Annotated in this window: 30 protein-coding genes, 1 tRNA gene and 1 pseudogene; 23 read left to right on the top strand and 9 right to left on the bottom strand. The window is 72.8% G+C overall.

The window, feature by feature from the left end; all coding sequences use genetic code 11:
- The first annotated feature begins 4 nt into the window (after positions 1-4).
- The 9 genes from O7620_RS20225 to O7620_RS20185 all read left to right on the top strand — a co-directional run bounded on the left by O7620_RS20225 (position 5) and on the right by O7620_RS20185 (position 7,255).
- The gene (locus O7620_RS20225) at positions 5-628 is read left to right on the top strand and encodes an RNA methyltransferase (protein ID WP_278124432.1); all 624 of its coding nucleotides are present in this window, start codon (positions 5-7) and stop codon (positions 626-628) included.
- 36 nt (positions 629-664) lie between these two features.
- A complete protein-coding gene (locus tag O7620_RS20220) occupies positions 665-1,384 on the top strand; it encodes a DUF6758 family protein (RefSeq protein ID WP_347403775.1) in 720 nt (239 codons plus the stop codon).
- Positions 1,385-1,500: 116 nt separating this feature from the next.
- Positions 1,501-1,659 (top strand): hypothetical protein, encoded by a 159-nt coding sequence (locus O7620_RS20215; RefSeq protein WP_165942702.1) that lies wholly within the window; start codon positions 1,501-1,503, stop codon positions 1,657-1,659.
- A 6-nt stretch (positions 1,660-1,665) separates the two neighbouring features.
- A complete protein-coding gene (locus O7620_RS20210) occupies positions 1,666-2,541 on the top strand; it encodes a PH domain-containing protein (protein WP_151489539.1) in 876 nt (291 codons plus the stop codon).
- A gap of 106 nt (positions 2,542-2,647) precedes the next feature.
- Complete coding sequence (locus tag O7620_RS20205; protein WP_278124428.1) at positions 2,648-3,397, top strand: SigE family RNA polymerase sigma factor; 750 nt, start codon at positions 2,648-2,650, stop codon at positions 3,395-3,397.
- An 83-nt stretch (positions 3,398-3,480) separates the two neighbouring features.
- Entirely contained in the window at positions 3,481-4,656 is a 1,176-nt protein-coding gene (locus tag O7620_RS20200; protein ID WP_278124427.1) for a hypothetical protein, read from the top strand.
- A gap of 101 nt (positions 4,657-4,757) precedes the next feature.
- Positions 4,758-5,630, top strand: a complete 873-nt coding sequence (locus O7620_RS20195) for a PHP domain-containing protein (protein ID WP_278124425.1) — start codon at positions 4,758-4,760, stop codon at positions 5,628-5,630.
- Between the two features lie 41 nt (positions 5,631-5,671).
- Positions 5,672-6,286, top strand: coding sequence for a MarC family protein (locus O7620_RS20190; protein ID WP_151492022.1), 615 nt, complete (start codon positions 5,672-5,674; stop codon positions 6,284-6,286).
- A gap of 141 nt (positions 6,287-6,427) precedes the next feature.
- The gene (locus O7620_RS20185) at positions 6,428-7,255 is read left to right on the top strand and encodes a PD-(D/E)XK nuclease family protein (RefSeq protein ID WP_278127077.1); all 828 of its coding nucleotides are present in this window, start codon (positions 6,428-6,430) and stop codon (positions 7,253-7,255) included.
- A 21-nt stretch (positions 7,256-7,276) separates the two neighbouring features.
- Here O7620_RS20185 and O7620_RS20180 read toward each other — a convergent pair whose 3' ends face one another.
- Both O7620_RS20180 and O7620_RS20175 read right to left on the bottom strand, forming a co-directional pair.
- On the bottom strand, positions 7,277-8,140 hold the full coding sequence (locus tag O7620_RS20180; protein WP_278124422.1) for an oxygenase MpaB family protein: 864 nt from the start codon (positions 8,138-8,140) through the stop codon (positions 7,277-7,279).
- Positions 8,141-8,206: 66 nt separating this feature from the next.
- Positions 8,207-8,635 carry a Fur family transcriptional regulator gene (locus O7620_RS20175; protein WP_278124421.1) on the bottom strand — a complete coding sequence of 143 codons (429 nt, stop codon included), beginning with the start codon at positions 8,633-8,635 and terminating at the stop codon, positions 8,207-8,209.
- 191 nt (positions 8,636-8,826) lie between these two features.
- Between O7620_RS20175 and O7620_RS20170 the strand changes: the two genes are divergently transcribed.
- Positions 8,827-9,309: a DUF2231 domain-containing protein gene (locus O7620_RS20170; RefSeq protein WP_151492033.1), complete on the top strand. Its 483-nt coding sequence runs from the start codon at positions 8,827-8,829 to the stop codon at positions 9,307-9,309.
- A 9-nt stretch (positions 9,310-9,318) separates the two neighbouring features.
- Here the strand turns inward: O7620_RS20170 and O7620_RS20165 are convergent, their stop codons facing one another.
- Positions 9,319-9,654, bottom strand: coding sequence for a hypothetical protein (locus tag O7620_RS20165; RefSeq protein WP_278124419.1), 336 nt, complete (start codon positions 9,652-9,654; stop codon positions 9,319-9,321).
- An 84-nt stretch (positions 9,655-9,738) separates the two neighbouring features.
- Between O7620_RS20165 and O7620_RS20160 the strand changes: the two genes are divergently transcribed.
- Complete coding sequence (locus tag O7620_RS20160) at positions 9,739-9,921, top strand: hypothetical protein (protein WP_278124417.1); 183 nt, start codon at positions 9,739-9,741, stop codon at positions 9,919-9,921.
- A 79-nt stretch (positions 9,922-10,000) separates the two neighbouring features.
- On the opposite strand, the gene O7620_RS20155 is transcribed toward O7620_RS20160, so the two are convergent.
- Entirely contained in the window at positions 10,001-10,261 is a 261-nt protein-coding gene (locus O7620_RS20155) for a hypothetical protein (protein ID WP_225854715.1), read from the bottom strand.
- 635 nt (positions 10,262-10,896) lie between these two features.
- On the opposite strand from O7620_RS20155, the gene O7620_RS20150 reads away from it, so the two are divergent.
- Positions 10,897-11,211, top strand: coding sequence for a hypothetical protein (locus O7620_RS20150; protein WP_278127239.1), 315 nt, complete (start codon positions 10,897-10,899; stop codon positions 11,209-11,211).
- Between the two features lie 14 nt (positions 11,212-11,225).
- Here O7620_RS20150 and O7620_RS20145 read toward each other — a convergent pair.
- Positions 11,226-11,432, bottom strand: a pseudogene (locus O7620_RS20145) (FmdB family zinc ribbon protein); the annotation flags it as partial.
- Positions 11,429-12,106 carry a 5-formyltetrahydrofolate cyclo-ligase gene (locus tag O7620_RS20140; RefSeq protein ID WP_278124414.1) on the bottom strand — a complete coding sequence of 226 codons (678 nt, stop codon included), beginning with the start codon at positions 12,104-12,106 and terminating at the stop codon, positions 11,429-11,431. The gene O7620_RS20140 and the pseudogene O7620_RS20145, both read right to left, overlap by 4 nt.
- A gap of 85 nt (positions 12,107-12,191) precedes the next feature.
- On the opposite strand from O7620_RS20140, the gene O7620_RS20135 reads away from it, so the two are divergent.
- From O7620_RS20135 to O7620_RS20110, 6 genes are all read left to right on the top strand, one after another.
- Positions 12,192-14,516, top strand: coding sequence for a diguanylate cyclase (locus O7620_RS20135; protein WP_278124412.1), 2,325 nt, complete (start codon positions 12,192-12,194; stop codon positions 14,514-14,516).
- Positions 14,517-14,525: 9 nt separating this feature from the next.
- Positions 14,526-15,488, top strand: coding sequence for a UTP--glucose-1-phosphate uridylyltransferase (locus O7620_RS20130; protein WP_278124410.1), 963 nt, complete (start codon positions 14,526-14,528; stop codon positions 15,486-15,488).
- Positions 15,485-16,798, top strand: coding sequence for a gephyrin-like molybdotransferase Glp (glp, locus tag O7620_RS20125; RefSeq protein WP_139582488.1), 1,314 nt, complete (start codon positions 15,485-15,487; stop codon positions 16,796-16,798). Before O7620_RS20130 ends, glp begins: the two co-directional genes overlap by 4 nt.
- Before the next feature lie 73 nt (positions 16,799-16,871).
- Positions 16,872-17,522, top strand: a complete 651-nt coding sequence (locus O7620_RS20120) for a GNAT family protein (protein WP_278124408.1) — start codon at positions 16,872-16,874, stop codon at positions 17,520-17,522.
- A 177-nt stretch (positions 17,523-17,699) separates the two neighbouring features.
- Entirely contained in the window at positions 17,700-18,479 is a 780-nt protein-coding gene (locus O7620_RS20115; protein ID WP_278124407.1) for a hypothetical protein, read from the top strand.
- Positions 18,480-18,790: 311 nt separating this feature from the next.
- Positions 18,791-18,864: transfer RNA gene (locus tag O7620_RS20110), tRNA-Ala, on the top strand.
- Positions 18,865-18,970: 106 nt separating this feature from the next.
- On the opposite strand, the gene O7620_RS20105 is transcribed toward O7620_RS20110, so the two are convergent.
- Complete coding sequence (locus O7620_RS20105; protein WP_278124405.1) at positions 18,971-19,813, bottom strand: VOC family protein; 843 nt, start codon at positions 19,811-19,813, stop codon at positions 18,971-18,973.
- 273 nt (positions 19,814-20,086) lie between these two features.
- Here O7620_RS20105 and O7620_RS20100 point away from each other — a divergent pair, with 273 nt between their 5' ends.
- From O7620_RS20100 to O7620_RS20090, 3 genes are all read left to right on the top strand, one after another.
- Positions 20,087-20,542 carry a hypothetical protein gene (locus O7620_RS20100; RefSeq protein ID WP_278124403.1) on the top strand — a complete coding sequence of 152 codons (456 nt, stop codon included), beginning with the start codon at positions 20,087-20,089 and terminating at the stop codon, positions 20,540-20,542.
- A gap of 129 nt (positions 20,543-20,671) precedes the next feature.
- The gene (locus tag O7620_RS20095; RefSeq protein ID WP_255473710.1) at positions 20,672-20,803 is read left to right on the top strand and encodes a hypothetical protein; all 132 of its coding nucleotides are present in this window, start codon (positions 20,672-20,674) and stop codon (positions 20,801-20,803) included.
- 61 nt (positions 20,804-20,864) lie between these two features.
- Complete coding sequence (locus tag O7620_RS20090) at positions 20,865-21,545, top strand: lantibiotic dehydratase (protein WP_278124401.1); 681 nt, start codon at positions 20,865-20,867, stop codon at positions 21,543-21,545.
- A 12-nt stretch (positions 21,546-21,557) separates the two neighbouring features.
- On the opposite strand, the gene O7620_RS20085 is transcribed toward O7620_RS20090, so the two are convergent.
- On the bottom strand, positions 21,558-22,292 hold the full coding sequence (locus O7620_RS20085; RefSeq protein WP_278124400.1) for a hypothetical protein: 735 nt from the start codon (positions 22,290-22,292) through the stop codon (positions 21,558-21,560).
- A 59-nt stretch (positions 22,293-22,351) separates the two neighbouring features.
- Here O7620_RS20085 and O7620_RS20080 point away from each other — a divergent pair, with 59 nt between their 5' ends.
- The gene (locus O7620_RS20080) at positions 22,352-23,437 is read left to right on the top strand and encodes a Gfo/Idh/MocA family oxidoreductase (protein ID WP_151491173.1); all 1,086 of its coding nucleotides are present in this window, start codon (positions 22,352-22,354) and stop codon (positions 23,435-23,437) included.
- Positions 23,438-23,449: 12 nt separating this feature from the next.
- On the opposite strand, the gene O7620_RS20075 is transcribed toward O7620_RS20080, so the two are convergent.
- On the bottom strand, positions 23,450-24,385 hold the full coding sequence (locus O7620_RS20075; protein ID WP_278124399.1) for a hypothetical protein: 936 nt from the start codon (positions 24,383-24,385) through the stop codon (positions 23,450-23,452).
- Positions 24,386-24,660: 275 nt separating this feature from the next.
- On the opposite strand from O7620_RS20075, the gene O7620_RS20070 reads away from it, so the two are divergent.
- Positions 24,661-25,668: a hypothetical protein gene (locus O7620_RS20070; RefSeq protein WP_278124398.1), complete on the top strand. Its 1,008-nt coding sequence runs from the start codon at positions 24,661-24,663 to the stop codon at positions 25,666-25,668.
- The last annotated feature ends 35 nt before the right edge of the window (positions 25,669-25,703 follow it).

Below are 25,703 nucleotides of genomic sequence, written 5' to 3'. Positions count from 1 at the left end.
GACCGTGACCGACGACCAGCTTGAGGTGGGTGTGGGCCCCTGGCCGGGCGACCCGCCGGACGACCCGCGCTACGACCCGCAGTTGCTCGCCGAGGGCGACCGGCGCAACGTGGTCGACCGCTACCGCTACTGGCGGCACGAGGCGATCGTCGCCGACCTGGACCGGCACCGGCACGGCTTCCACGTCGCCATCGAGAACTGGCAGCACGACTTCAACATCGGCACGGTGGTCCGTAACGCCAACGCGTTCAACGCCGCCGAGGTGCACATCGTCGGACGTCGACGGTGGAACCGGCGCGGCGCCATGGTGACCGATCGCTACCAGCACGTCCGTCACCACGAGACGATCGAGGAGTTCGTCGCCTGGGCGGCCGGGCGGCGGCTGCCGGTGTTCGGCATCGACAACCTGCCCGGTTCGGTTCCGCTGGAGACCGGCACCCTGCCGCGGGACTGCGTGCTGCTGTTCGGTCAGGAGGGGCCGGGTCTGTCCGAACCGGCGCGCGCCGCGTGCGACCAGCTCTACTCCATCGCGCAGTACGGCTCCACGAGGTCGATCAATGCGGGTGTGGCCAGCGGGATCGCCATGCACGCGTGGATCCGTACGCATGCCGGGCCGCCGCCGGACTGACCCTTCCGGGCGCCGAATCGGACGGTCCGGCTTGACGTGTCGGCGGATCGGGGTGACGGTGGGGATGTGAGTGTCGCGGTGAGTTGTCCGAGATGCGGGGGCCCGGTACGGGCGCCGGATCTGATGCACACCGAGTCGAGATGCCTGGGCTGCGGGCCCGTCCCGCCGCTGCATGTGCCCGAGCACATCGGAGCGGAGATCGTGGCGAGTGTGGTCGATCGCATCACCGCGACCACGGATCCGCCGGTGACGCCGCTCTGGTGCCCGTGGCCGCTGCCGCCCGGCTGGACCCTCACCGGCGTGGCGTACGCGGGGGACGAGCGGACCGGTGTGCGGGCGACCGCCGTGGCCTGCGCGGGCCCGGCGCCGCTCGGCGGTGGTCCGGCCGACCTGGTCTTCGTGGCCGAGGAGCCGGGCGTGGGCCTCGGTACGCGACTCGCCGGCCTGTCCGGCCCGGACCCGGGACCGCAACTGGTCGACGCGCTGACCGACCCCGGACCGGGTCATCCGGAGCACGTCGGGCAGGCCAGGATCAAGGTCGGCGGGCATCCGACTCCACTGTGGGTGGTGAATTCACCCACGGATCGAAGCGCGTACGCCGGCGAGGCTCGGGGAATGTGGCTGCATGCGATAGCCTGGCCGGCGAGTGCGGGACACCTGCTCGCGGAAGATGTCGTGCTTCACGACCTGACCGAGTGGACTCCACCCGAGCTCGTGTACGGCGCACCATCTCCGTACCTATCAGGTAGGGCTTGACAACCCTCCCGGATTGACGGAGAACGGACGCAGATCTTCACTGTACGACACCACACTGATACTCTGGGTGCCGCTGCGGTAATGGGACCCGGCGCCGCGCGAGAGGATGGCCCGCCATGGTCAAGAAGGTCCTCACCTGGGCCGGAATCGCATTCTTGATCTTCTTCGTTGCCTACCGGCCAAACTCTGCGGCGGATGTGTTCAAGTCGCTCGGCGGTGGCATCGTGGATATCGCCCAGGGATTCGGCGACTTCTTCACCAGTCTCGTCGCCTAGCCGTCGATGGGTAGCCCCTCCGGTCCACCCTTCGACCCGGACGACCCCGACCGGGAACGTCGCGAGCGTGACACCGAGCCGATACCGCGGATCGGGCCCGATGACGGCCCGGGCTACGGTGCCGGCCCCGGCCTGTCCGACGGTCCGTCCCTATCGGACGACGTCGGCTACGGCGACGGGCCCGGCTATGCCGGTGAGGGTCGCTCCGGTCGGGCCTGGATCCGTGATCCGGAGGCCAGCTACCAGCCTCCACAGATCTCCGAGGACGAGCTGGCCGGGTTGCGCGCCGACGCGACCGGGGCAACCCCTCGGCGGGTGTTGCCCCTGGAAGACGAGCCCAGCTCGCTGGTCGCCCGTTACCTCTTCCCCACCGAGCGCTACCGGGGCGAGTGGAAGCGGCACTGGATCCACCTCACCAACCCGCTGCTGATCGGCATCGGGGCGACGTTCGTGCTCGGCTACCTGTCCGGCTTTCTCGCCGGTAACGACGTGGGTGCGTTGACGACCATCGCCGTGCTGCTGTGGTTCGCGGTGATGGGCTGGGTGGCCTGGAAGGTCGCCGACTGGTGGTATGACCGTTTCATCCTGACGAACAAGCGGGTCATGGTGGTCAACGGCATCGTCACCCGCAAGGTCGCCATGATGCCGCTGGTCCGGGTCACCGACATGAAGTACGAGCAGACGCCGACCGGTCGGGCGCTCAACTACGGCACGTTCGTGCTGGAGTCCGCCGGCCAGGAGCAGGCCCTGCGGGAGATCAAGAACCTGCCCAACCCGAACGAGCTCTACCTGCGTGTGGTGGAAGAGATGTACGAGCCGCAGGCGGTGGAGGCCCGGCTGGGCAAGGAGGCCGACGAGGCCAAGGCCGACGACGGGGCGTGAAAGTTTTCGTCCGAACATCGGAGCAAGTGCGCACCTTTCGTCATGGACCAGGCGGCCCCTGACGTGGCACTCTGCCAACACGGCAGGGTGGCTGGGGAGGTGAGCGGTGGCGAGCAGGGACTCGTTGGAGGAGGAGTTTCGCGAGTTCGTCGCGGCTCGTTCACCCGCGCTGCTGCGCACCGCGTACCTGCTCGCCGGTGACTGGGCCACGGCCGAGGACCTGCTCCAGACGGCGCTCACCAAGACGTACCTGGCGTGGAAGCGGCTCGGTGGGATCGAGGCGGTCGAACCGTACGCCCGACGGGTGATGGTCAACACGTCGACGAGTTGGTGGCGGCGACGCTGGCACGGTGAGCGCCCCACGGAGGTGCTGCCCGAGCGGGCCGGTGTCGACGAGATCGAGCAACAACTCGACCGCGACCTGCTCTGGCGGCATCTGCGGGAGCTGCCCACCCGGCAGCGGGCGGTGCTGGTGCTGCGCTACTACGAGGACATGTCCGAGGCGCAAACCGCCGCGATGTTGGACATTTCGCCGGGCACGGTGAAGAGCCAGGCGTCCCGGGCGCTGGCCACCCTGCGCCGGCGGTTGGGCTCCGCCGTGCCGGAACTGGCCGCCGATACAGCCACCCCGGGCCGGGCGGCCACCGCCGGCACCGCGCGCACCGGCGGCGCGGGCTACCTGACCAGGCGGACGCCGGCCGGCACGACGCCCCGACCCCGGCCGGCGTCCGAGCGGTCGGTGCCCGGCGCGGCCGCGCCCCGCCCGGCCGCGCCCCGCCCGATCGGTCCGCCGATCGAGCTGCCCACCGCTCCGGCGGCCGTGCCCGTCGGTACCGGCCCCGGAGAGCAGCAGTGAGCGGGTACCCGGGCCGGTCCGACAACCTGACGGGCCGCCCGCCGCGTCCATACGACGTGCGGCCTGACGAGTTCGAAGGTGCGGTGCGGGAAACTCTCTCGCGCCAGGTCGGCGTTGCCCGTCCGCTGAGCGCCGACCCGGCCGGTCAGGCCATCCGCCGCGGCAACCGGATCCGGCGCCGACGTACCGGGGTCGGCCTGTCTCTCGCGGCGATCACCACCGTCGTGGTCAGCACCGGCATGGCGCAGCTCGCCCAGGACCCCGACCGGCAGGGCTCATCGATCGTCGTGATCGGCGACCCGGACCCCTCGGCGCGGGCGATCCCCACCGCCACCGTGCCCGCCCCGCCGCCCTCGCCCGGAGCGCCGGCCGACCTGCTCGTTGGCGGGACGTTGATCAGCGCCGACGGGAAGCGGCTGGAGCTGCCCGGCGTCGGGCCGGCCGAACGCGCCCGACCGCTACCCGGCGGCGGAGGACTGCTGGTGGTGGGTGCCGCGACCACTGCCGGCCGCTCCCTCTGGGTCGCGCAGAGCGACGGCCTGGTGCAGGTGCTGCTGGCCGGCGCGGGCCAGATCGTCCTGGCACCCGACGGTCGTCAGGTCGCCTGGCGCGACGGCACCGACCTGTTGGTGGCGGGAGTGATCGGCACCCAGCTGATCGGGTCGGCGCGTACGCCGGTGCCGGCCGGGGCGGAACCGGTCCGGTTCGTCGGCGACAGCGTGCTGGTCCGGCTCGACCCGGCCGCCCCGGGCCACGCCCTGTGGCGGCCCGGTGCCGGGCAACTGGTGGCGCGGGGCGACCGCAGCACCATCAACGTCTACGGCACGCTGCCCGACGGCCGGCTGATCGGTCAGGTCGCCACGGACGATCCCCGCCGCACCTGCCTGGCCGTGCTCGGCCCGACGCCCGCCCTGAAACCGGACCGCACCGGCTGCGGCCTCCAGCTGAGCCGGGACGGCGTCGGCGGGATCTCGACCGACGGCCGGTGGCTCCTGGTGAACGGATCGGTCGGCAAGGTCAGCCGGTCCCTGCTGGTCGACCTGAGCCAGCTCGGGCCGGACACGGCCGCCGTGCCGGCCGGCCCGCCGATGACCGGCACGGTCGCCTGGACGACCACCTCCCAGGCCTCCTACCTCGACGGCACCGGTCAACTGGTCCGGGTCGACGTCGATCGGGTACGGGCCGGGACGCCGGCCACGCCGGCTCCCGTCAACGGCGTCCAACCGGGCTACCGTCCCGTCCTGGTGACCGGCTCCTGACCTGCGCCGGCCGAGGTGCTGGCCCGTCGGTGTGGTCGCCGGCGCCGCCGTGGGTCGCCCTCCGGCGGCCCGGACCACCGGGCGCTCGGTAGCGTCGTGACGTGACCTCGCATCTCGGCCCCAGCCCGCGGATCGACCTGCACACCCACTCGACGGCCAGCGACGGCACGCTGACCCCGGCCGAGCTGGTGCGCGCCGCCTCAGACGCCGGGCTGGACGTGCTGGCGATCACCGACCACGACACCACCGCCGGCTGGGAGCCAGCCGTGCGGGCGCTGCCGCCCGGGTTGCGCCTGATCCGCGGCGCGGAACTGTCCTGCCGCTGGTCCGGCACCGAGCCGGCGGTGCCACTGCACCTGCTGGCGTACCTCTTCGATCCGGACCACCCGGAGCTGGTCGCCGAGCTGGCCCGGGTGCGCGCGGCCCGCGAGGAGCGCGGTGAACGCATCGTCGCGCTGCTGCGAGCCGACGGCATCGACGTGAGCTGGTTGGACATCCTGGCCGGCGCGGGCGGTGGCACCGTGGGCCGCCCGCACATCGCGCAGGCGCTGATCCGGGCCGGGCTGGTCGGCAGCACCCGGGAGGCGTTCGGCCCCGACTGGTTGGGCGAGCGGTACCGGCTGCCCAAGGAGGACATCGACGTGTTCCACGCGGTCCGGCTGGTCCGGGCGGCCGGTGGGGTGCCGGTCTTCGCCCACCCCCGGGCCACCCGGCGCGGCCGGGTGGTCCCCGACGAGCTGATCGTCGAGCTGGCCGCGGCGGGGCTGGCCGGGCTGGAGGCCGACCACGAGGACCACAGCCCGGCCGAGCAGGCACACGTCCGTGGCCTCGCCGCCGAGCTGGGCCTGGTGGTCACCGGCTCCTCGGACTTCCACGGCACCCACAAGACCGTCCAGCTCGGTGCCTTCAGCACCGGCGTCGAGGCGTACGAGCGGATCGTGGCCGCCGGGGTGACCGAGGTCGCTTCGGGCTGATCCGGGTATTTCGCCCACCACGGCGCGGCTAGGTTGATCACGTGGATCTGAAGCTGTTCGGCGAGGTTTTCGTGACCCTGCTGGTGATCACCGACCCGCCGGGCATGATGCCGATCTTCCTGGCGCTGACCGGCCCGCTGCCCGCCCGGGACCGCAACCGCGCGGCCTGGCAGGCGGTCGCGCTGGCGCTCGGCGTCATCGTGATCTTCGCGGTCGCGGGGCAGACCCTGCTCGACTACCTGCACGTGGACCTGCCGGCCCTCCAGGCCGCCGGCGGGCTGCTGCTCGTGCTCGTCGCCCTGGAACTGCTGACCGGCAAGGCCGACGACCCGAGCCAGCAGGTCACCTCCAACATCGCGCTGGTGCCGCTGGGCACTCCGCTGCTGGCCGGACCGGGCGCCATCGTGGCCACCATGCTCTTCGTCCAGCAGGCCGACGGGCTGGGCGAGTTCACCGCCATCGCCCTCGCGATCCTCGCCGTGATGGTCGCCGTGTGGATCGTCCTCCGCTTCTCCGGCGGAATCGTGAAGATCCTGCGCCCCGGTGGCATCGAGGTGCTGACCCGGATCGCCGGCCTGCTGCTGGCCGCCATCGCCGTACAGCTCATCGCGGACGCGGTGGCCGCCTTCGTCACGCAGTACGTCAACATGGCCTGACCCGGAGCACCCGCGATGTCGGGGGTGGATGGCAGGATCGCAGGCGTGCGACGAGCCTCCTCAGCCGGACGACCCGCCGCCGGCGGCGGCCGGCCCCCTCACCAACGCGCCGGTGGCGCCGAGCAGCTCGGTTTCGAGGGCATGCCGGAGCGGCTGTTCGTCTGCACCCCGAGCAAGCTCGGCACGTACACGGACTGCCCGCGCCGCTACCGCTACTCCTACGTCGACCGGCCGAGCCCCCCGAAGGGCCCGCCGTGGGCGCACAACTCCCTCGGCGCCAGCGTGCACACCGCCCTGAAGAACTGGTACGCGCTGCCCACCGAGCGACGCCGGCCCGAGGTGCTCGCCACCCTGCTCAAGGGCACCTGGGTGCGCGAGGGCTACCGCGACGACGAGCAGGAACGCGCCGCGTTCCGGCGGGCATTGGGCTGGCTGGAGGCGTACGTCGAGACGCTGGAGCCGGAGACCGACCCGCTGGGGGTGGAGCGGGTGGTGGCCGTCAAGACCGCGGTGCTCGCCTTCAACGGCCGGGCCGACCGCATCGACTCCCGCCCCGGCCCGGCCGGCCCGGAGCTGGTCATCGTCGACTACAAGACCGGCCGCACCGGGCTGGACACGGACGACGCCCGGGGCTCGCAGGCGTTGGCGCTCTACGCGTACGCGGCCGAGCGGGTGTTCCGCCGGCCGTGTCGCCGGGTGGAGCTGCACCACCTGCCCACCGGCACGGTCGCCGGCCACGACCACACCGTCGAGTCGCTGGCCCGCCAGTTGACCCGTGCCGAGGAGACCGCCCGCGACATCATGGCCGCCGAACGGGCGGTCGCCGAGGGCGGCGACGCGGACGAGGCGTTCCCCGTCGCGCCCGGCCCACGCTGCGGCTGGTGCGACTTCCGGCGCCACTGCCCGACCGGCGCGCAGGCTCCCGGCAAGGGGCCGTGGGCCGCCGTGGACCGCGCCGCCGATGCCTGACCCGACACCACCCGGCTCGGCTCAGCGGGCCAGCGAAGCGGCGGCGTGCCGTTCGGCCCGCTGCTTGGCGGCCTGCGTCAACGGCCCCTCGAGGTAGCGGCGGGGCACCGCGGCGAACGCGAGCCGCAGGGCGCGCACCGTCAGATCCGCCGACAGGGCGGTCGTGGGCAGCCCGAGCCCGCCGTACATCCGGCGCGCCCACGCCGGCAGCAGCGCCAACGCGGTGCCGGCGATCTCCAGGTACGCCCAACGCGGCGGGCCGAGGGTGAGCCCCAGACGGGCCGGCAGGCTGAGCTTCCACGGCAGTGGGGGAGCGGTGAGGAAGACCGCCGTCTCGGCCGCCTCCCGGGTCATCCGCAACTGCGGCCGTACGTCCTCGTAGTACGCCGCCACCTCGGCGGCGGTGCCGGGGACGGTGGCCGGGTCCAGACCGACCAGCTCGGCGGAGCGGCGCTGCTCGGTGTAGTAGCCGTCCACCTCGTCGTCGGTCAGCGGCAGCCCGGCGCGTCGGGCCGTGCTGAGGAACGATTCGACCTCCGTGACATGCACCCAGCGCAGCAGGTCCGGATCGTCGACCCGGAACTCCGTACCGGTGAACGGGTCGGTGGCCCGTAGGCGGGCGTGCAACCGGCGCAGCCGGGCGCCGGCCGCCTCCGCCTCGGCGGTGGTTCCGTAGACGGTGGTCGCCACGTAGGTGGCGGTGCGGACCAGACGGCCCCAGGCGTCGGTACGGTAGTTGCTGTTCTGCGCGACCCCGGCCATCGCCCGCGGGTGCAACGCCTGAAGGTAGAGCGAGCGCAGGCCGGCGACGATCAGGATCGGCTCCTCGTGCACCTTCCACGTGACCGAACCCGGACCGAAGAGGCCGAGGTCATCGGAGTCCACCGCCCAAGAGTGCCACGCCCGTGCCGACCGCGCCGGTCGCCCGTTCTCGTCAGTGGCGGCTTCTCGTCAGTGGTCGGCGGACCGGCGGGACTGACAGCCCGGGCACAGACCCCAGAACGTCACTTCCGCCTCGTCCACCTCGAACCCGTGGGAGACGTTCGGCTCCAGGCAGGGGGGGCCGCCGACGGCGCAGTCGATGTCAGCGATCTCGCCGCAGCCCCGGCAGACCACGTGGTGATGGTTGTCGCCGACACGCGCCTCGTAGCGGGCGGGACTGCCGGCGGGCTCGATGCGGCGGGACAGTCCGGCCCGGGACAGCGCGCCCAGCACGTCGTACACCGCCTGGGTGGAGACCGAGTCGAGGCGTTCCCGGACCCGCCGGGTGATCTCGTCGACCTCCAGGTGACCACCACCGGCCAGCACGTCGAGCACGGCGAGACGCGGTCGGGTGACGCGCAGCCCTCTCGATCGCAGCAGCTCCTCGGCACCGGACATGCGCCAATGACAGCACGCGCGACCACCATCGACAACCGACGTGTGACCAGGGTGGCCACGGACACAACCGGAGGCGGGCATCGATCGGTGAACCCGAGCGTGGCATCGCGCGTGTGTCCGGTCGAGAGCTCGGGGCGACCGGCCGGCCGTAAGCTGGCGATCCTGTGACCGTGATCCACCTGGAGGGCGCGATGTTCGAGGAGATCCTGGGTCTACCGGTCCATGCGTTGGTGATCCACGCCGTGGTCGTGTTCGTGCCGCTGCTGGCGGTGCTGGCCATCGCGTACGTGGGTCTGCCGCGGTGGCGGCACCGGCTGGACTGGGCGCTGGGCCTCTTCGCCGTGGCCGCCCCGGTGACCACCTTCGTGGCCGTCGAGTCGGGCGAGGCGTTCACCGACGCGCTGGTCGCCCGAGGTTTCCAAGGCCCGATCCTCGACCAGATCTTCGAACACTCCCGCTACGGCGACATCCTGTTCCGGATCGTGGTGCCGCTCGGCATCGCGGCCATCCTGCTGCTGGTGGCGACCAGCGGGCATCCTCGGGTGCCACGGCTGCCGGCGCTGGTGACCCCGGTGCTGGCGGTGGTCGTCGTCGCCCTCTCCATCGCCGCCCTGGTCTACGTCTATCTGACCGGCCACTCCGGTGCCGAGGCGGTCTGGGGCACCACCCTCTGACCCACGCGGTCAGAAGATGATCCGCGAGCACAGCAGGCAGACCAGCACCACCAGGACCACCCCGGCCGCCGCGCCGAAACCGTAGGTGACCCGTTGCGAACGCTGCTCGGCCGCGTCCAGGCCGGCCATGTCCTGCGCCGGCAGCCGTCGGGGCGGCGTCGGCTCCAGGTGTACGGGCGGACGCCAGCCCGCCGGAGGCGGCGTGCTCGGCGGAGGGCCCGCATACCCACCCGTCGGCGTGGGCGCCGGCCCGGCGGGGGGTTGGTCCGCCGTGTCACCGGCATCGGTCCCGGGTCGCCGCCAGTAGTCGTCCGGGGTGCTGCCACCGCTGGGGGTCGTCGTCACGCCGTCCGACGCTACCAACCAGGCCGACAGCCCGGTCGCTTCTGGCCGGCGCGGCCACCGTCGGCTGGGCTAGTCTTGCCGTTCGTGAGCACCGAGGACCCCGGCACGCAGGGCACGCGCGGCGACGACGACCGCACCGTCGACCTGAGCGACGACTTCGTGGTGCTGCCCGAGCAGACGTCCGACGACACCGATCACGGCTGGGGCGAGCGGGCCGACGGCAACGACGACTGGCTGCTCTCCCAACGCCCTCCGCACTGGGACTGACCCCGGCACCGCCGGGCGGGTTGTCTGGGTCGGTGGGCCACCCACATGGGCGAAACGGTGTCGATCATGGTCGGCCTGGTCAGCCACGGATGACGATGGCGAAGCGGCTGCCCTCGGGCAGGCCGACCGCGCGTTGTGCCTGGTCTGGGCGAAGCGCGAGATACAGCGCGGCGGACCCGTCGGTTGTGCCGGCGCCCAACACGTCCAAGACGAGCGCGGCGGGGGCCAGCAGGGTCGCCTCGGAGCTGCCTGCTCCGCCCGGCGGCGCGGCCAGGAGGTCGACGTGGGCGCCGGGGCGGACCACTGCCAGCGCGGCCGGCTCGGCCAGCCGAACCGGCACCCCGACCGCGCCGCTGGGTAGCGGCAGCGGTCCGGAGGTGCCGCGTGCCGCGTCGGCGCCGAGGTTCGTGCCGGTGGATCTTGACCCGTCGGCCGCGCCGGCTGGCCCTCTCCCCGAGCCGGAGCCTGCCCCCGGCCCTGAGCCCGACTCTGGCCCGGAGCCCGCCCTCGGCTCCGAGCCAGTCCCTGGCCCCGAGTCGGACTCCGGCCCTGGGCCTGCCTCTGGCCCTGAGCCGGAGCCGGAGCCGGTTCTGGCGGTGGGGGTTTGGTCTGCGGCGCCGCTGGTGGGCGGGCAGCCGGTCGGGGTGTGCAGCACCGCAGCGGCCAGGCCGAGCAGTGCGGCGACCAGCCCGGCCCGGAGCAGAGTGCGCCCGCCGGGGAGGACGAGCCGACGCAGTGGACGCAGGGCCCGTACGGAGTCTGGATCGCCCGTCACCATCAGCCGTCTCCCGTCCCGGATGCCACAGCGACATCCCTGGGCGGCAGGTTAGGCCGGTGGGGAGCCAGACATCAGGCCGTAAGACCGTGCCTGTGGACAACCGGCGGGCCTGTGGACAACGCCCACCGGCCGGCCGGAGCTGCTATGTACGCGGAAGGGTCGCGCGCCTCGATCCACTCGGGTTCGGGGAAAACGGGGTGTCATACGAACGCGGACAGGCCGATTTCCAGGATCCCGAGTGGATCAAGGTGTGGTCGCTCGCGGTCAGGCTGCGGGCTCGCGGTCAGGACGCGGAACTGGCCGCCGGGGCCTTGCCGCCACCCGACCCGCCGGACGACGAGGACGACCCCGACGACGAGGATCCCGACGACGAGGACGACCCGGACGACGAAGACGACGACGACCCGGAGTCCCCACCCGAGGACGACGAGGACGACTCGGACTTGGTCGGCTTGCTGGCCGTGCCGCCGGCCGTGGTCTCGGACCCGGAGGCGCGGGAGTCGGTGCGGTAGAAGCCGGAGCCCTTGAAGACGATGCCGACCGAGTTGAAGACCTTGCGCAGCCGCCCCTGACACGCCGGGCACTCGGTCAACGGCTCGTCAGAGAAGGACTGCACCGCCTCGAGCTGGTGACCGCACGCGGTGCAGGCGTACTGGTACGTGGGCACGTTCTCCTCCGGATCTGGGCTCGGCCAGTTGGCACTCGACGTATTCGAGTGCCAATGGTGCGTCATTCGGCCCGGGTTCGTCCAGCGGACGTGTGGGGCGCGACACCACGCGCCGTACCCGGGCCGCCGTCAAGCGTACGCACCCCGTCGGCGGGGGTGACCACCGCGCGGACCGGTCGGTCGTGCGGCTCCACGGGCAGCGTCTCGACCAGCTCCCCGTCATGCAGCGGGCACACGGTCAGCGTCGCCACCGGCACCCGGGCCAGCGCCCGGTCGTAGGAGCCGCCACCGCGGCCGAGCCGTCGGCCGTGCCGGTCGACGGCGAGCGCCGGTACGAGCACCAGGTCGGCGTCGGCCACCGCGGCCACCCCGAGCCGGGGCCCGTCCGGCTCCCGGATACCCCGACCGGCGGCGAGTAGACCCTCCGGCCCGGTGTAGGCGGCCCAGTCCAGATCCAGGTCGGCGAGGAGCACCGGCAGCAGCAACTCGGCGTCGGCCGGCAGCGCCGCCCGCAGCACCGCCGGCAGGTCGGGGCCGCCCGGCTCGGAGCCGACCGGGACGTACGCCGTCACCCGGCGGGGACGGAGCCGGCGGACCAGGGCGACCAGCTCGGCCTGGACGCGTCCGGCGGCTGCCGCCCGGGCCGGTGTCGACAGCTTTCGGCGGCGGGCGAGCAGTTCGGCCCGCGCGTCCCGCTTCGCCACCCGGGTCACTTCCGCTTCATAAGAAAAATCCGGCACGCAACACTCCTGACGCAACGCCTCTCCCACGGTTGCTCTGTGTCAGCATCGCAAGCAACGGAGGCGGAACTTCCGGGGGGACCGAGTGACGCTACGCGGGCGGTTGACGGCAGCCTTCCTCGTGGTGGTGCTCGGCCCGGTGCTGCTCGGCGCGATCTTCGTCGCCTCGACCGTCACCGCCGTCGACCGCAGCCGTTCCACCGAGCGCCTCGCCGTGGCGGCGTCCACCGTGCGGACCTCGGTCGACGCGCTCTGCCAGCAACTGCGCGCCACCGCCGACGCGGTGGCCCTCACCGGCGATCCGCCCGCCGCCGCCACCCAACTGGTGGGTCGGGGGCTGGCCGCCGCCGTGCAGATCACCGACGTGACCGGCCAGGTCACGTACGCCTCGCCCGGCGCGCCGTCGATGCCCTGGCGGGACTGTTCCGGCCCGGTCGAGACGCAGTCCGGGCCGGTCCGGGCGCTGGCCGCCCGGGTCGACCTGCGCGACCGCGCCGGTGCCCTGCGCGGCACGGTCGCCGCCGCGCAACTCGTCGATCCGGTGTTCGTGGCCCGGCTGGCCGCGGTCACCGGGGTGGCGGTCACCCTGCTCGGCGGCGCGAGCAGCGACCGGGTCACCCACACCACCGAATCCCGGGACGTCCGCGACGCGGTGCTCGCCGCCGCCAGCGCCGTCGACAGCGAGCGGGTCACCGAGACCACCGAGGGCCGGTACGTGCGCAGGATCGGGCCGTCCACCGGGCAGCCGCTGCCGCTGGTGCTGTCCGTGCCGAGTGAACGGCCACCCGGGCTGCACGTCACGTTGATCGGCGCGGTCGTGCTGGCCGGCCTGCTCGCCGTGCTGACCGCGTGGCGGCTGGCCCGGGTGACCACCCGACCGCTGGCGGAGCTGGCCAGCGCCGTCGACCGGGTGGCGTACGGCGACCTGACCGCCCGGGTGCCGGTGCGCAGCCACGACGAGCTGGGCCGGCTGGCCGAGGCGTTCAACCGGATGACCCGCGAGACCGGCTCGTACGTCGCGGCGCTGACCAGCAGCCGCGACCAGTTACGTGGCCATCTGGCGGTGCTCGGCGACACCCTGGCCAGCACGCACGACCTGCAACGCATCCTGCGGGTGATCCTGCACAGCGCCATCGCGGCCACCGGCGCCCGGGCCGGCGCGGTGCTGCTGGTCGAGACCGGCGGGATGCTCGCCGCCCAGTGCACCGAAGGGCTGGACGGCCGCTGGCCGGAGGGGGACGCGGACGGGTCGCAGACGCTGCGGGTGCCGGTGGGCGTCGGCGTGGTCGGCGCGGTGGCCGCCACCGGTGAGCCGCAGCGGGGCCGGGTGGAGCCGACCGAGGTACTCGCCGGTGAGCCCCGCTGCCGCACCTACGTCGCCGTGCCGTTCGCCACCCCCGGTGGGTCCGCCGTGCCGACCGCCACCCCCGGGTCCGCCGACGACACGGGTACGCCGGCGGTGGCGCTCGGTGTGCTGGCCCTCTACGACCGGGTGGGCGCGGCCGAGTTCGACGACGACGACCTGGTCACGCTGCGCACCTTCGCCGGGCACGCGGCGGTGGCGGTGGAGAACGTGCGGGTGCACGAGGAGGCCCAGCGGCTGTCCCTCACCGACCCGCTCACCGGGCTGTGGAACTACCGCTACCTGCGCGAGTCGATCCGGCGGGAGGTGGAACGGGCCAGCCGGTTCGGCCGGATGCTCAGCGTCCTCGCGTTGGACCTGGACCGGTTCAAGGACGTCAACGACACGTACGGGCACGCGGCGGGGGACACCGTGCTGGCCGAGTTCGCCCGGCGGGTGCGCGGCGAGATCCGCGAGGTCGACCTGGCCTTCCGGCAGGGCGGGGAGGAGTTCGTCCTGCTGTTGCCGGAGACCGACGCCCGGGGCGCGGCGATCGTCGCGGAGCGGTTGGGCGCGGCCGTGCGGGACACACCGATCGCGGTCGAGGCGTACGCCGGGCCGGTCCTGGTGACGGTGTCGGTGGGCATCGCCGTCTACCCGGACCACGGCAGCACCGGACGGGAGGTGCTGGAGGCCGCCGACGACGCCCTCTACGGCGCGAAGGCGGCCGGCCGGGACACCTACCGGGTCGCCGAGGTACGCCCGGACGTGCCGACCCGGGAGCTGCCGGTGCTGGCGGGCGCGGTCAGCCCACCGGATGGACTGCCGCGCGCCGGCCGGCCCGTGCCGGCCCACCGGGAGCCGGGCGGGCCCGCCCGGTCGGAGCCGGCCGCGGGCGTACCCGAATCGTCGCCGGCGGGGCCGGCACATGCCCGGCCGGAGCCGGCCGACAACCCGGCGGCCGGTGTCCCGGACGGTGCCCGGGCCGGTCCGGACGCCGCACGGCCGGGACCGGGCGGCGGCGCGTCTTCTGGGCCACACCCGCCGCGGCAGAGCCGTGGCCGATAGTCTCGCGGCATGTCGGAGCACTCAGCGAACCCCTCATCGACGGTCGCCGCAACTGGCCGTCCCCTGGCGGTCAAGGCCGTCATCCCGGCCGCCGGACTGGCCACCCGGTTCCTGCCGGCCACCAAGGCGGTGCCCAAGGAGCTGTTGCCGGTGGTGGATCGGCCGGTCCTGCAGTACATCGTCGAGGAGGCCACCCAGGCCGGCATCGGTGACGTGTTGCTGATCACCGGTCGGGGTAAGACGTCGATGGTGGACCACTTCGACCGGCGCCCAGACCTGGAGACCAGGCTGGAGGAGAAGGGCGACACCGAGCGGCTGGCCGCCGTGCGCCGGCCCAGCGAGCTGGCCAAGATCTACACGGTGCGGCAGCCCGAGCAGCTCGGGCTCGGCCACGCCGTCGGGTACGCCGAGTCGCACGTCGGTGACCAGCCCTTCGCGGTGCTGCTCGGCGACGAGTTCGTCAAGCCGTCCGAGCCGCTGCTGCCGGCGATGCTGGAGTTGCAGGCCCGCACCGGCGGTGTGGTGCTCGCCTTCTTCGAGGTCGACCCGGCCGACACCAAGCGGTACGGCATCGCCTCCGTCGAACCCGCCGAGTCGGAGCTGACCGACATCGGCGAGGTCGTCAAGGTGACCGGGATGGTGGAGAAGCCGCAGCCGGAGGACGCGCCGAGCAACCTCGCGGTGCTCGGCCGGTACGTGCTGCCCGGCAAGATCTTCGACGCGATCCGGCGGACCAAGCCGGGCAGCGGCGGCGAGATCCAGCTGACCGACGCCATGGAGCTGCTGCGCACCGAGGGCACACCGGTGCACGCGATCGTCTACCGGGGTACCCGCTACGACACCGGCATGCCGCTGGGCTACCTGCAGACGGTGGTGCAGATCGCCGCCGACCGGGACGACCTCGGCGCCGAGTTCCGTTCCTGGCTGGCCGAGTTCGTCAACGCCAACGCGGCAGGCGGATCTGGTACATGACCGCGACGGCCGACGCCGAGGCGGCCGCGAACGAGTTGACGCCGCTCGCCGACTACCTGGGCAGTGTGCTGCGCAGGTTACGAGCGCTGCCGCCACTCGACCTCGACCTCACCCAGGCGCACGGCAACGTCCTCGCCGAGGACGTCGTCGCGCCGCACGCGTTCCCGGCCTTCGACCAGGCGGCCGTGGACGGGTACGCGGCCCGCTGGGAGGACATCTCCGGAGGGGGCCGGGGCCCGAGCTACGTCCCGGCCCCCTCCGGCACTCCCGGCGGCCGGACCATCCGGCTCAACGTGGTCGGCGACCTCGGCGCGGCGAGCTGGCGACCGGTCCGGCTCACCCCGGGTTCGTGCTTCTCGGTGGCCGCCGGCGCGCCACTGCCGGTCGCCGCCGACGTGGTGGTCCCGGTGGAGTGGACCGACCAGGGCATGGCCGCCGTGGAGATCTTCCGCACCCCCAAGCGGGGGTACGGCGTACGCCGCGCCGGTGAGGAACTGCCCGCCGGCACCCTGCTCGCCCGCGCCGGCACGTACGTCTCCCCGGCGCTGGTCGCCGTCTTCGCGGCCACCGGCATCGGGCACGTGGTGGTCCGTCCCAGCCCTCGGGTGGTCATCGTGGCCACCGGTGACGAGCTGGTCGACGTGGGCCGGGGCAGCCAACCCGGGCAGGTGGTCGACGCGAACTCGCACGCGCTGACCGCCGCCGCGGCCGAGGTGGGCGCACTGGCGTACCGGGTGGGTATCTGCGACGACGACCCGGAAGGGCTGCGCGGGCTGCTGGAGGACCAGACCCTGCGCGCCGACCTGATCATCACCACCGGCGGCACCGGCACCGGGCCCGGCGACATGGTGCGGCGGATCCTGTCCCGCCGCGAGGGGGGCCGCGCCGGGCCGGTCACCTTCACCGACGTGGCGCTCTACCCCGGCACCGCGCTCGGGTTCGGCACGGTGGGCGCCGAGGAGGTGCCGGTGGTCTGCCTGCCCGGCGACCCCGGCGCCGCGCTGATCGGCTTCGAGGTGCTGGCCCGCCCCGCCATCCAACTGCTCGCCGGCGCCGAGCCGGTGTTCCGGCCCAGTGTCCGGGCGCACCTGCTGGAGACCGTGTCGTCCCCGGGCGGGCTGCGCGAGTTCCGGCCCGCGCACGTCGCCGAACGGCGTGGCGGCGGCTACACGGTGCAGCCGCTGCGCGGTGGGCCGTTCACCCTCTCCGGGCTCGCCGAGGCGAACGGTCTGCTGGTGCTCGGTGAGCGGGTCACCACCGCCGCCGCCGGTTCCACCGTGGACGTCCTGCTGCTGGACCGTCGCCGGTGACGGGTCACCCCGCTCGCCGGCACATCGCGGGTCCACTTGCGCGGGACACGGTCCCGCGCGGGAGACTGTGCGGGTGAGCCTCTTCGGACCGCCGCGGGCGCCCGGCTGGCCGGCGGTGCTGGTCGACGGTCCGGTGCTGCTGCGGCCGTACCGGCGCTCGGACGCCGCGGCCTGGTCGGAGGTACGCCGGGCCAATCGGGCCTGGCTGGCGCCCTGGGAGTCGTCGCTGTCGGGCAGTTGGGACGAGCTGAACTCGCCGGCCGCGTTCCGCTGGGTGCACCGCGACCAGCGACGGTCGGCGCGGGAGGGCGAGGGGATGCCGTTCGCGGTCTGCCTGCGTGAGGCCGACCGGGATCGGCTGGTCGGGCACCTCAACGTGGGCAGCATCGTGCGGCGGGCGTTCTGCTCCGGCTACGTCGGATACTGGGTCGACGCCCGAGTCGCCGGCCAGGGCGTGATCCCGACCGCGCTCGCGCTCGCCGTCGACCACGCGTTCGGGCCGGGCGGCCTGCACCGGGTGGAGGTCAACATCCGGCCGGAGAACCGACCGTCGCGGCGGGTGGTGGAGAAGCTCGGCTTCCGCGAGGAGTCGTACCACGTGCGCTACATGCACATCGACGGCGCCTGGCGGGACCACATCGGATACGCGATGACCAGTGAGGAGATCGCCGTCGAGGGTGGCCTGCTGGCCCGCTGGCATCGGGTACGCGCCGCCGCGCGGTGAGCCGTCCCACGGACGGGATCGGCGCGGCGCGGCGGCATGACGGTCGGCGCGCCGTAACCTCAAGTAACTGCAAGCTACGGCAAGCGCTGCCCGTCCGGACGATCCACGCACCCGAGCGCGATCGGTGGAAGATCCTGCGGTCCGGTGGCGGTTGCTCCGAATTCGGTGACGGGAGGGGTGAGGGTGCCGACCTCGGTGCTCCTCGCCGTCCTCGCCGCCGCCGGCCTGCTCGCCCTGGCCCCGGCGTTGGTTCGCCGGTACGACGCCACCGAGCGGCTGGTGGCGGAGCGGGCGCAGTCGACGGCGCGGGTGCTCCAGCGCCGCCGGCGGCGCCGCACTGTGCCGGGACGGCGGCCCGTTCACCCGCCGCGCTCGCTCATCGTCACCCTCAGTGAAGACACGGCTACCGGAACGTTGACGGCACCGGTCTCCGCGCCGCCGGCCGCCCGCCGCTCCGGCCGGCTACGCGCCGTGCCAGCCACCCCGAAGCGGCCCCGCCGCCGGCCGCCGCGCCGGCACCACACCCCGGCCGTGTACCGCCGCCGCCGAGTCCTCGCCGCCCTGCTGCTGCTCAACGTCGTCGAGCTGATCGGTGTGCTCTTCGTCAGCCCCGGCTTCTGGGTCGGGTTCGGGGTCACCTTCCTGCTGCTGGCCGCCTACGTCGTCCACCTGCGCGGCCAGGCCCTCGCCGGGCGTCGTCGCCGCCGCGCCCGGGCCCGGGAGGCGGCGTGGCTGGCCGCGCGGCAGGCCGAGGTGCGCCGTGAACAGGCCCGCCGGGCGGCAGCCCGCCGGGAGGCGCAGCGCCGCCTGGCCGCCCAGCGCGAGGGGGTACGCCGAGCCGCCATGGGCCTCGACCGCCCCGGGGACCTGCCGGCCGCCGTCAACGGAGGATCGGTGTCGTACCGGCGTTCGGGTGGTCTGCGCGGCCGCCCCTACGAGGCCGGCCGAGGCGCCTGACCGCCGACCGGCCACGGCCCGCCGCGCGGCCCGCGGCCCGTGGCGCGCGGCCCGTGGCGCGCGGCGCGCGGCCCGTGGCGCGCGGCCCGTGGCGCGCGGCCCGTGGCGCGCGGCGTTGATCCACTCGCCTTCCCGGAGAACGGGGTGTCCGGGCGCCCTCGATGGCCCGACTTCCAGGAAGGCGAGTGGATCTCCGGCGGGGGCCAGCGCCGCGCCGGGGGTGGATTCGCGGTGCGGGGCGACGACCTGTTAGCCTTGCTCCCGGCCCGCCCGGTGTAAGCCGGGTGGGACCGAAGCCGGTTCGCCGGCGGGGGGCTGTGGCGCAGACTGGTAGCGCACCTCGTTCGCATCGAGGGGGTCAGGGGTTCAAATCCCCTCAGCTCCACCCCAGATCAAAGGCCGTTTCCCGTAGTGGGAAACGGCCTTTTCGATCGTGTGCCACGCCCGGGTGCGACGGCGAGGGCCCGCCTCGGCCCGGGGCCGCCCGTCCGTCAGCCCTTCATCTTGGCGAGGTGCCGTTCCTTCGCGTCGGCGAAGACCTGCTTGACGGGGTCGAGTGCCTGGACGAACTCGAGCTGCTCACCCTCCGGGCCCTTGCAGTAGATCAGCGCCCACCCGTTTGACTTGCCCTCGCGGATCTTGTTGGTGTTGGCGGTCGCCGGTGCGGCGAGGCGTGCCTGCTCGGTGCGTACGGTGATGACCCGGTTTGCCTTGACCTGGCTCATTCCGCGCCGGGCGCTCTCCGCCTCGAGGTCGGCGATGAACTTGTTGAAGTCGACGTCGTCGCGGATGTGGAAGCAGATGTGCATGGAGCGCGGGTAGGCCGGGCTCATGCGGTCGCGTGGCGGCGCGAAACTCCGGCCGGTGCCCTGCGGCTGGTTCGAGTCGCGATACTGCAGGAGCTCGATCACCACGTTGTCGAATTGGACGAACCGCACGTCGAGTCGCTGCTTTCCGCTGGCCAGATCCGGCACACCGATCTTCGCCGGATCGATCCTCTGCTCGGTCGCGATGATCTCCTGATCGGTGAGGAGCGTGTCGTGGATGACCTGGCCCTGGAAGTCGCCGTCGCGCATCACCTCGGTGCCGCCGAGCACTTCGGTGTAGAACTCGAAGGCTCGCTCCATATTGTCGACCGTCACCCCGAAGTGCTGGATGCCCTGCAACCTCAGGCCGAGCGCCGCGCCGTCCCGGTTGGCTGCCGGCATCGCCGTGCTGGACGCGGCCGGGGCCGCATCGCTCTTCTCCGCCGTGCAGCCGGTCACCACGGACAGCGCGGCACCGGCGCCGGCCGCCGCAAAGAGGCTGCGACGAGAGATTTTGGACGCGATCACTTCTTCCACCTTGAGGCTCCTTTGAGGTCAGTGCGCTGTGCCATCGATGATTAGTGCGGTGAATGTATGCGGACTGGATTACCACTTGATTCGGTGCGGGCTCCCGCTAATCGACAACGAATTGGAAAGGCGCGTTTGGCGCTGTCCCGGACGGGGAACTGAAAGCCGATTATTTTCTGCACTGGGGGCCCGTGGGCGTGGTTGCCGGTCCGGGAGGCGCGTGCTAACTTTCCATACGAGCAAGTACTTTCCGTCGCGTGAAGGAGCTGCCTCATGAACACCACGCCCACGCCCGAAGAGGCAGAAGGGGCCTTGCGGGACGTCCACCGGCGGCGAGGCCAGAGCGCGGCTGCGGCCGGTTGGCCGTGGTGGGCCTGGATCGTGACCGGGGTTCTCATCGCGGCGCTCGGAGTTCTCGCCGATCGGTATCCGGAATTCACACGCACCTACGGCACCACCATCGCCATCCTGCTGCTGCTCGTCGCCATGGCGAGTAACACCCGGTGGGGTGGTGCCCTGCTCCGCCGACCGGTGCGCCCCCGCATTCAGCCAGACACGTCGGCCCTGATGTGGTCGGCGCTGATCCTGGCCCTCCTCATCGGCGGCACCGCGCTCGCCGGCGCCCTGGGCGTCCCGCACGTCCTGCTGTGGGGCGGACTGTTCATCGGTGTCCTGCTGGCCGCCGCCGGCCCCTGGTGGCAGCGCCGGGTGCTCATCCGCGCGGCCTGACGGCCGTCGACCGGGCGGCGGCACTTCGCCCGCCGACTGAATTGCTGTTCCGCTAACCATCCGTGTGTTCCCCAACCATCTGGTGAACGGCGGAACGACCGATCCGCCCCGAGGTTAGGGAGCCCCATCATGCCGGTGGAGAAGCTGGACGACCTGTTCGACATCGAGATCGAGGAAGCCGAGATCGAGACGGCGGTGGAGAACGGCATCGTCGCCTACCCGACGATCGACCGGACGATCACGACCTGCGCCATCTGCTGATGTCCCGGCCGGACGGAAGGCAATCGCCGTCCGTCCGGCCGGCCCCACCGTCAGGAGTCGCATGGACGTCGTCTTCACCTGCACGGAGCAGTTCGTGCTCAGGGCGGCGGCGCTGCCCCGCAGTGCCGCCCGAGGCACCCGCGCGGCGCCGGTGGACGTGCGGAACGTGGTTGCCGATCCGGTGGCCGCACCGTTCTCAGAGGCGGTCGGGCTCGCGAGTCGGTCGTTGGACGCGACGTTCGCGAAGGTGGCGCACAGTCAGGATCTTCCGGACCGCCGCGCGGATCGGGCCGCCGATTCACTGACCCGGTACCTGCTCCGGATGTCGGGCCGCGCCGGGGATCGCGCGGGCACTTCAGTTGGCCGCTCGCGCGTACGGAGAGCCGGACTGGGAGCGGGAGGCACTCATCACCCTCGGCGTGGCGCTGGCCCGCCCCTGGGCGACAACCGGCATCCGCGACCCCTCCTTCTGCCACGGCTCGGCGGGGGTTCTGCACATCCTGAACCTCGTGATCCGCGCCGCGGCCTCGCCGGAGACCGTCGCGCCGCTGAACCGTTCACCGCGCGGCTCCGCGAGCACCTGCACGCGTTCGCCGAGCCGGAGAGCATGATCGCCGTGCGAACGGTCCCCGCGGACTGGGCTGGTCTGCTCGATGGCGCGGCGGGGGTCGCGCTCGCATTGGGCGGTACGAGCCCGGGCGGCCCGGTGCTGAGGTGGGACGGCGCGCTGTTGTTGTCCTGAGCGGAGACGCCCTCAGGCGAACCGTTCGGTCGTCACGGGGACCAAGCCGTGCTGCCGCAGGATGTTCGTCAGGTCGGACAGGGTCGAACTCACCACGGCCTGCGCCGCGCTGGACCTCATCAGGACGGTCACGTCGAGGCACCAGGCCCGGCCGTGACCGACCGGGCGCACATCCCAGGTGAATCGGTCCCCGCCCTCGTCCAGTTGCCCGCTGGCGAGCGACCCGGTGCCGACGTCCGTCGCGCGCCAGAGCATCCTGAGGCTCGCCACCTGGTCTGCCCCGAGCTGTCGGGCGAACAGAACGCGGTACACGCGCCGCTCGTGGAACCCGTCCGGTGGCTGCGCGGGGCCGAGCCGCAGCGGCGGGGCGGACGCGAGATCCAGGTGCTCCCGGAAGTACGTGCGCAGCACCGATTCGGCCGGCAGGTCTCCGCCACCGAGCATGCGGCAGATGACCTCGGCCTCGTGGCGGGAGCTGGGAACCACCCTCGCCAGGGTGTCCGGGTCGGTGCGAACGCTGCGGCTCAGCGCGGCGGAACTCCACCAGCCGGCCTCTCGTGTCCAACCCGCGCTGTTCAGGCCCGTGGTGGAGAAGTCGTGCGCGCGGCTGAACTCCTCGACGAGGATCCCCTCCGGTTGGCCGGTCGGCGCAGCGCCCGCGCGTCGAGGAAGGACCACGTAGTAGTCCAGCTCGGGCTGCCGGGCGGCCACGTCGACGGGCACCGCGCGCAACGGGTTGGCGGTCACGGCCGTAACCCTAGCGAGGAGAAACGGCTAGCATCCGGATCTCGACGTGAGGAGCCCGGATGACAGCCGCCACCCAGACCCGGTTCGGCCTCGTCGGCAGTGGCTGGCGGGGTGAGTTCTTCCTCCGCCTGGCGGGGCTGTTGCCGGAGCGGTTCCGCGCGACCGGCGTGGTCACGCGTACCGGATCGCGCGGTGACGCCGTGACGGCCCGGTGGGGTGTGCGAACGTTCCGTACGACGGCCGACCTTCTCGCCCACGAGCGGCCGGACTTCGTCATCGTGTCGGTGCCCTGGTCGGTGACGCCCGACGCGACCCGTGAGCTGGTCGCGGCCGGCGTGCCGGTGCTCGCCGAGACACCACCCGCGCCCGATGTGGCGGGGCTGCGGTCGCTCTGGTCCGACGTCGGCGGCAGCGGCCTGGTGCAGGTGGCCGAGCAGTACCTGCTGATGCCCGGGCACGCGGCCCGCCTGGAGGTGATCCGCGCCGGGGTGCTCGGCGAGCCGACCTCCGTCCAGCTGTCGTCGACGCACCTGTATCACGCGGTATCGCTGATCCGTGGTCTGCTCGGCGTCGGGTACGACACCGCCGAGGTCAACGCACGGGCGTTCGTCGCGCCGCTGGCCAACCCGTTGTCGCCGGACGGCTGGAGCGGTGACGCCACCCCGCAGCAGCTCACCACCACCCTCGCGACGATCGACTTCGGTGGGCGGATGGGGCTCTACGACTTCACCGACAACCAGTGGTGGAATCCGCTGCGTACCCGTCGGCTGGTGGTCCGGGGGTCACTCGGCGAGCTGGTGGACGACCGGGTCGTCCGCCTGGTCGACCCGACCACACCGGTGGAGTCCGCCCTGGTGCGGCGGCAGACCGGTCTGGACCTGAACCTGGAAGGGCTCGACCTGAAGCACATCAGCTTCGACGGCCGGGTGGTCTACCGCAATCCGTTCGTCGGCAGTGGATTGTCCGACGACGACCTCGCGGTGGCCGACATCATGGCGCGTACCGGCGCCTGGGCGCGGGAGGAGGGTCCGGCGCCCTACCCGCTGGCCGAAGCCTGCCAGGATCACCTGATCAGCCTCGCCATCGAGGAGTCGGTACGCACCGGTCAGCCGGTCGTCACCGCCGAGGAGTCGTGGGCGCGGTAGCCCTCCGTCGGGCTAGTCGTCCTGCTCCCAGCTCGGCCGGCGCTGCCGTGCCACCTCCGCCTGACTCGTCGCCTGCGGGGTCCATCCCTCATGCGGCAGCAGGATCTGCGGGTAGACCTCGCCGAACCCGATCACGAAGGCGACCACGTCGATGATCACGTGGGTGGTCCGCGCGGCGTAGATGGAGATGCGGTCGGTGCTCCAATTGACGCCGGACATGAACGCGTTCGACACGGTCTGGTTGGTCTCGAAATTGATCGTCGAGAACGACGTCGGGCGCGGCAGGCCGGCCGGGAAGATCTGCAGGAAGCTGCCCGCGACCGAACCGGTGACCGTCACGTTGCCGAACACCGCGTCGGCGATGAAGACGTAGCCCGCGAGGGTGACCTCGATCGTCCGACCGCCCAGCAGTCGGCCCGTGCTGTCCAGGTCGCCCGGGGCGGCCAGGCCGCCGGGATCGTGGATGTTGACGCGCCCCTGTGGCGTGCGGGTGTCGAGGACCCGTTGCGGTATGACCGGCACGATCCGGTTGGAGTTGGCGCTGGTGTGGACCCGGTCCACGAAGCCGTAGTGGCGGTAGTTGCCGGAGGCCGCCCAGATGGTGCCGGTGGTGTCCATGCCGATCGAGCCGATTTCGGCCTGGGCGGAGAGCCCGGTCCCGTTGGGTGCCAGGCGCAGGGTGGGTGCGGTCAGCGCCTTCCCGTTGGGGCCGGTGGTCAGCTTGGCGTTCGCCAGCCGCAGGGTGGCGGTGTCGGAGGAACTGCGGAGCGTGGTGGCGCTGCCGGCGTCGTTGTCCGCACCCTGGAGCACGGGATCGCCCGGGTCGGCCTCGGCCGAGGCGGCGGTCGCCGCGGCGGTCACGCCGGCGCCGGCCAGCCCGGCGGCGACGGTTCCGGCCCGCCGCAGCAGACGGCGGCGGTCGACGGTGTTGTCCTGGTCCCTGTTCATCCGGGCCCCCGAAAGGTATTGACAGTGTTCGACATGGCTGATGCTCGTCCCCTTCGTTGTCGGCCGCATCGCCCGAACGGCCCCCGGGGCATCAGCCCTGCCCGGAGGGTGCCCACGCCGCCCTCGGTGACACCCCGGCCGTCCATAACAGACCGAAGGTCCGGCGCGTCGACTGTGTCTCTCATCCGATCCATGGCAACCATCGGCCGTGCTCGGCGTGTGTATCGGATACCACTTCGACGCCCGGAGTATCCGGGCACACACGGGGAGTAGAAATGACTCGTACCGCTCGACGCAGGATCCTCGGTGGCGTCGCCGCCGGACTGCTCGCCACCTCGCTCGGCCTCGCCGTCTCCGGCACGGCGACCGCCGCGACCGCCGGACCCGTCGGCGCCTGCACGATCAGCCCGCTGCCGTACCCGGCCGACACGTACCGTGCCGACGCGAACGCCGTCGACCCGACCGGACGCTTCGTCGCCGGTTCCGCCCTGCGGGTCAGTGACAGCGGCAACCAGCCACTGCTGCTGGTCTGGGACCGGGACCAGCTCACGACCGTCGAGTCGCCGACCGACGGCGACGTCGTCGACGTCAACGCGTACGGCGTCGTCGTCGGCAACGGCTGGGTCAACGGCATCGGCCAGCCGTGGAGGTACCGCGACGGCCGGTTCGAGCAGCTGCCGGTGGTGCCGTCCGACGGCATCTTCGTCACGGCCATCAACAAGGCCGGCGACATCGTCGGTCACGGCTCGAACAGCGCGACCGGGGAGTATTTCGCGTTGCGTTGGCCGGCCGCCCGGCCGGGTACCGTCGAGGTGCTCGACGCCCCGGCCGGTGCCGCACCGGTGGCGATCACCGCGAACGGCACCATCGTGGGCAACGCCGGCGAGTGGGGTAGCTGGTCCGCCTGGGTCCGTCGGCCGGGCGGCCGGATCGAGGCACTCGGCGCGCCGGGTGCCCGCACGACGGTGGCCGTCGCGGCGGCGGGGCACTGGGCCGTCGGCCAGGCGGATCTGGGCGGCGAGGGCGGCCCGGTGGACGTGCGGTGGGACCTTCGGGACGGCTCCTACACGGCACTCGACCCGTGGCTGGAATGGGTGACGGACGTCAACAACAAGGGCGTGGTCGTGGGCGGCGACCGGGTGGTTCGTGGCGCGACGTCCCGCGTCCTGCCGGGTGGCGGTGACCGGGTGACCATCGGTGCGCGTTCGATCTCCGACACGGGCACCATCGTGGGCTTCCGCAACGGCGACCGGGTCACCCCGGTCCGCTGGACGGGCTGCTGACCCGACTCACCAACGGCGTGGGGCCGGCCCGCCAG

Source organism: Micromonospora sp. WMMD710 (assembly GCF_029626045.1).
GTDB lineage: Bacteria > Actinomycetota > Actinomycetes > Mycobacteriales > Micromonosporaceae > Micromonospora.
Note: the sequence above shows the minus strand (reverse complement) of the source record. Positions and strands in the feature narration are given on the sequence as shown.

What these genes read in the sequence shown, in the direction of transcription:
- O7620_RS20215 (WP_165942702.1), top strand. Translation starts at nt 1,501, where the DNA reads ATGGTCAAGAAGGTCCTCACCTGGGCCGGAATCGCATTCTTGATCTTC.
- O7620_RS20210 (WP_151489539.1), top strand. Translation starts at nt 1,666, where the DNA reads ATGGGTAGCCCCTCCGGTCCACCCTTCGACCCGGACGACCCCGACCGG.
- O7620_RS20185 (WP_278127077.1), top strand. Translation starts at nt 6,428, where the DNA reads ATGCCGGAGCGGCTGTTCGTCTGCACCCCGAGCAAGCTCGGCACGTAC.
- O7620_RS20175 (WP_278124421.1), bottom strand. Translation starts at nt 8,635, where the DNA reads ATGTCCGGTGCCGAGGAGCTGCTGCGATCGAGAGGGCTGCGCGTCACC.
- O7620_RS20170 (WP_151492033.1), top strand. Translation starts at nt 8,827, where the DNA reads ATGTTCGAGGAGATCCTGGGTCTACCGGTCCATGCGTTGGTGATCCAC.
- O7620_RS20130 (WP_278124410.1), top strand. Translation starts at nt 14,526, where the DNA reads ATGTCGGAGCACTCAGCGAACCCCTCATCGACGGTCGCCGCAACTGGC.
- glp (WP_139582488.1), top strand. Translation starts at nt 15,485, where the DNA reads ATGACCGCGACGGCCGACGCCGAGGCGGCCGCGAACGAGTTGACGCCG.
- O7620_RS20100 (WP_278124403.1), top strand. Translation starts at nt 20,087, where the DNA reads ATGAACACCACGCCCACGCCCGAAGAGGCAGAAGGGGCCTTGCGGGAC.
- O7620_RS20095 (WP_255473710.1), top strand. Translation starts at nt 20,672, where the DNA reads ATGCCGGTGGAGAAGCTGGACGACCTGTTCGACATCGAGATCGAGGAA.
- O7620_RS20090 (WP_278124401.1), top strand. Translation starts at nt 20,865, where the DNA reads ATGGACGTCGTCTTCACCTGCACGGAGCAGTTCGTGCTCAGGGCGGCG.
- O7620_RS20080 (WP_151491173.1), top strand. Translation starts at nt 22,352, where the DNA reads ATGACAGCCGCCACCCAGACCCGGTTCGGCCTCGTCGGCAGTGGCTGG.
- O7620_RS20075 (WP_278124399.1), bottom strand. Translation starts at nt 24,385, where the DNA reads ATGAACAGGGACCAGGACAACACCGTCGACCGCCGCCGTCTGCTGCGG.
- O7620_RS20070 (WP_278124398.1), top strand. Translation starts at nt 24,661, where the DNA reads ATGACTCGTACCGCTCGACGCAGGATCCTCGGTGGCGTCGCCGCCGGA.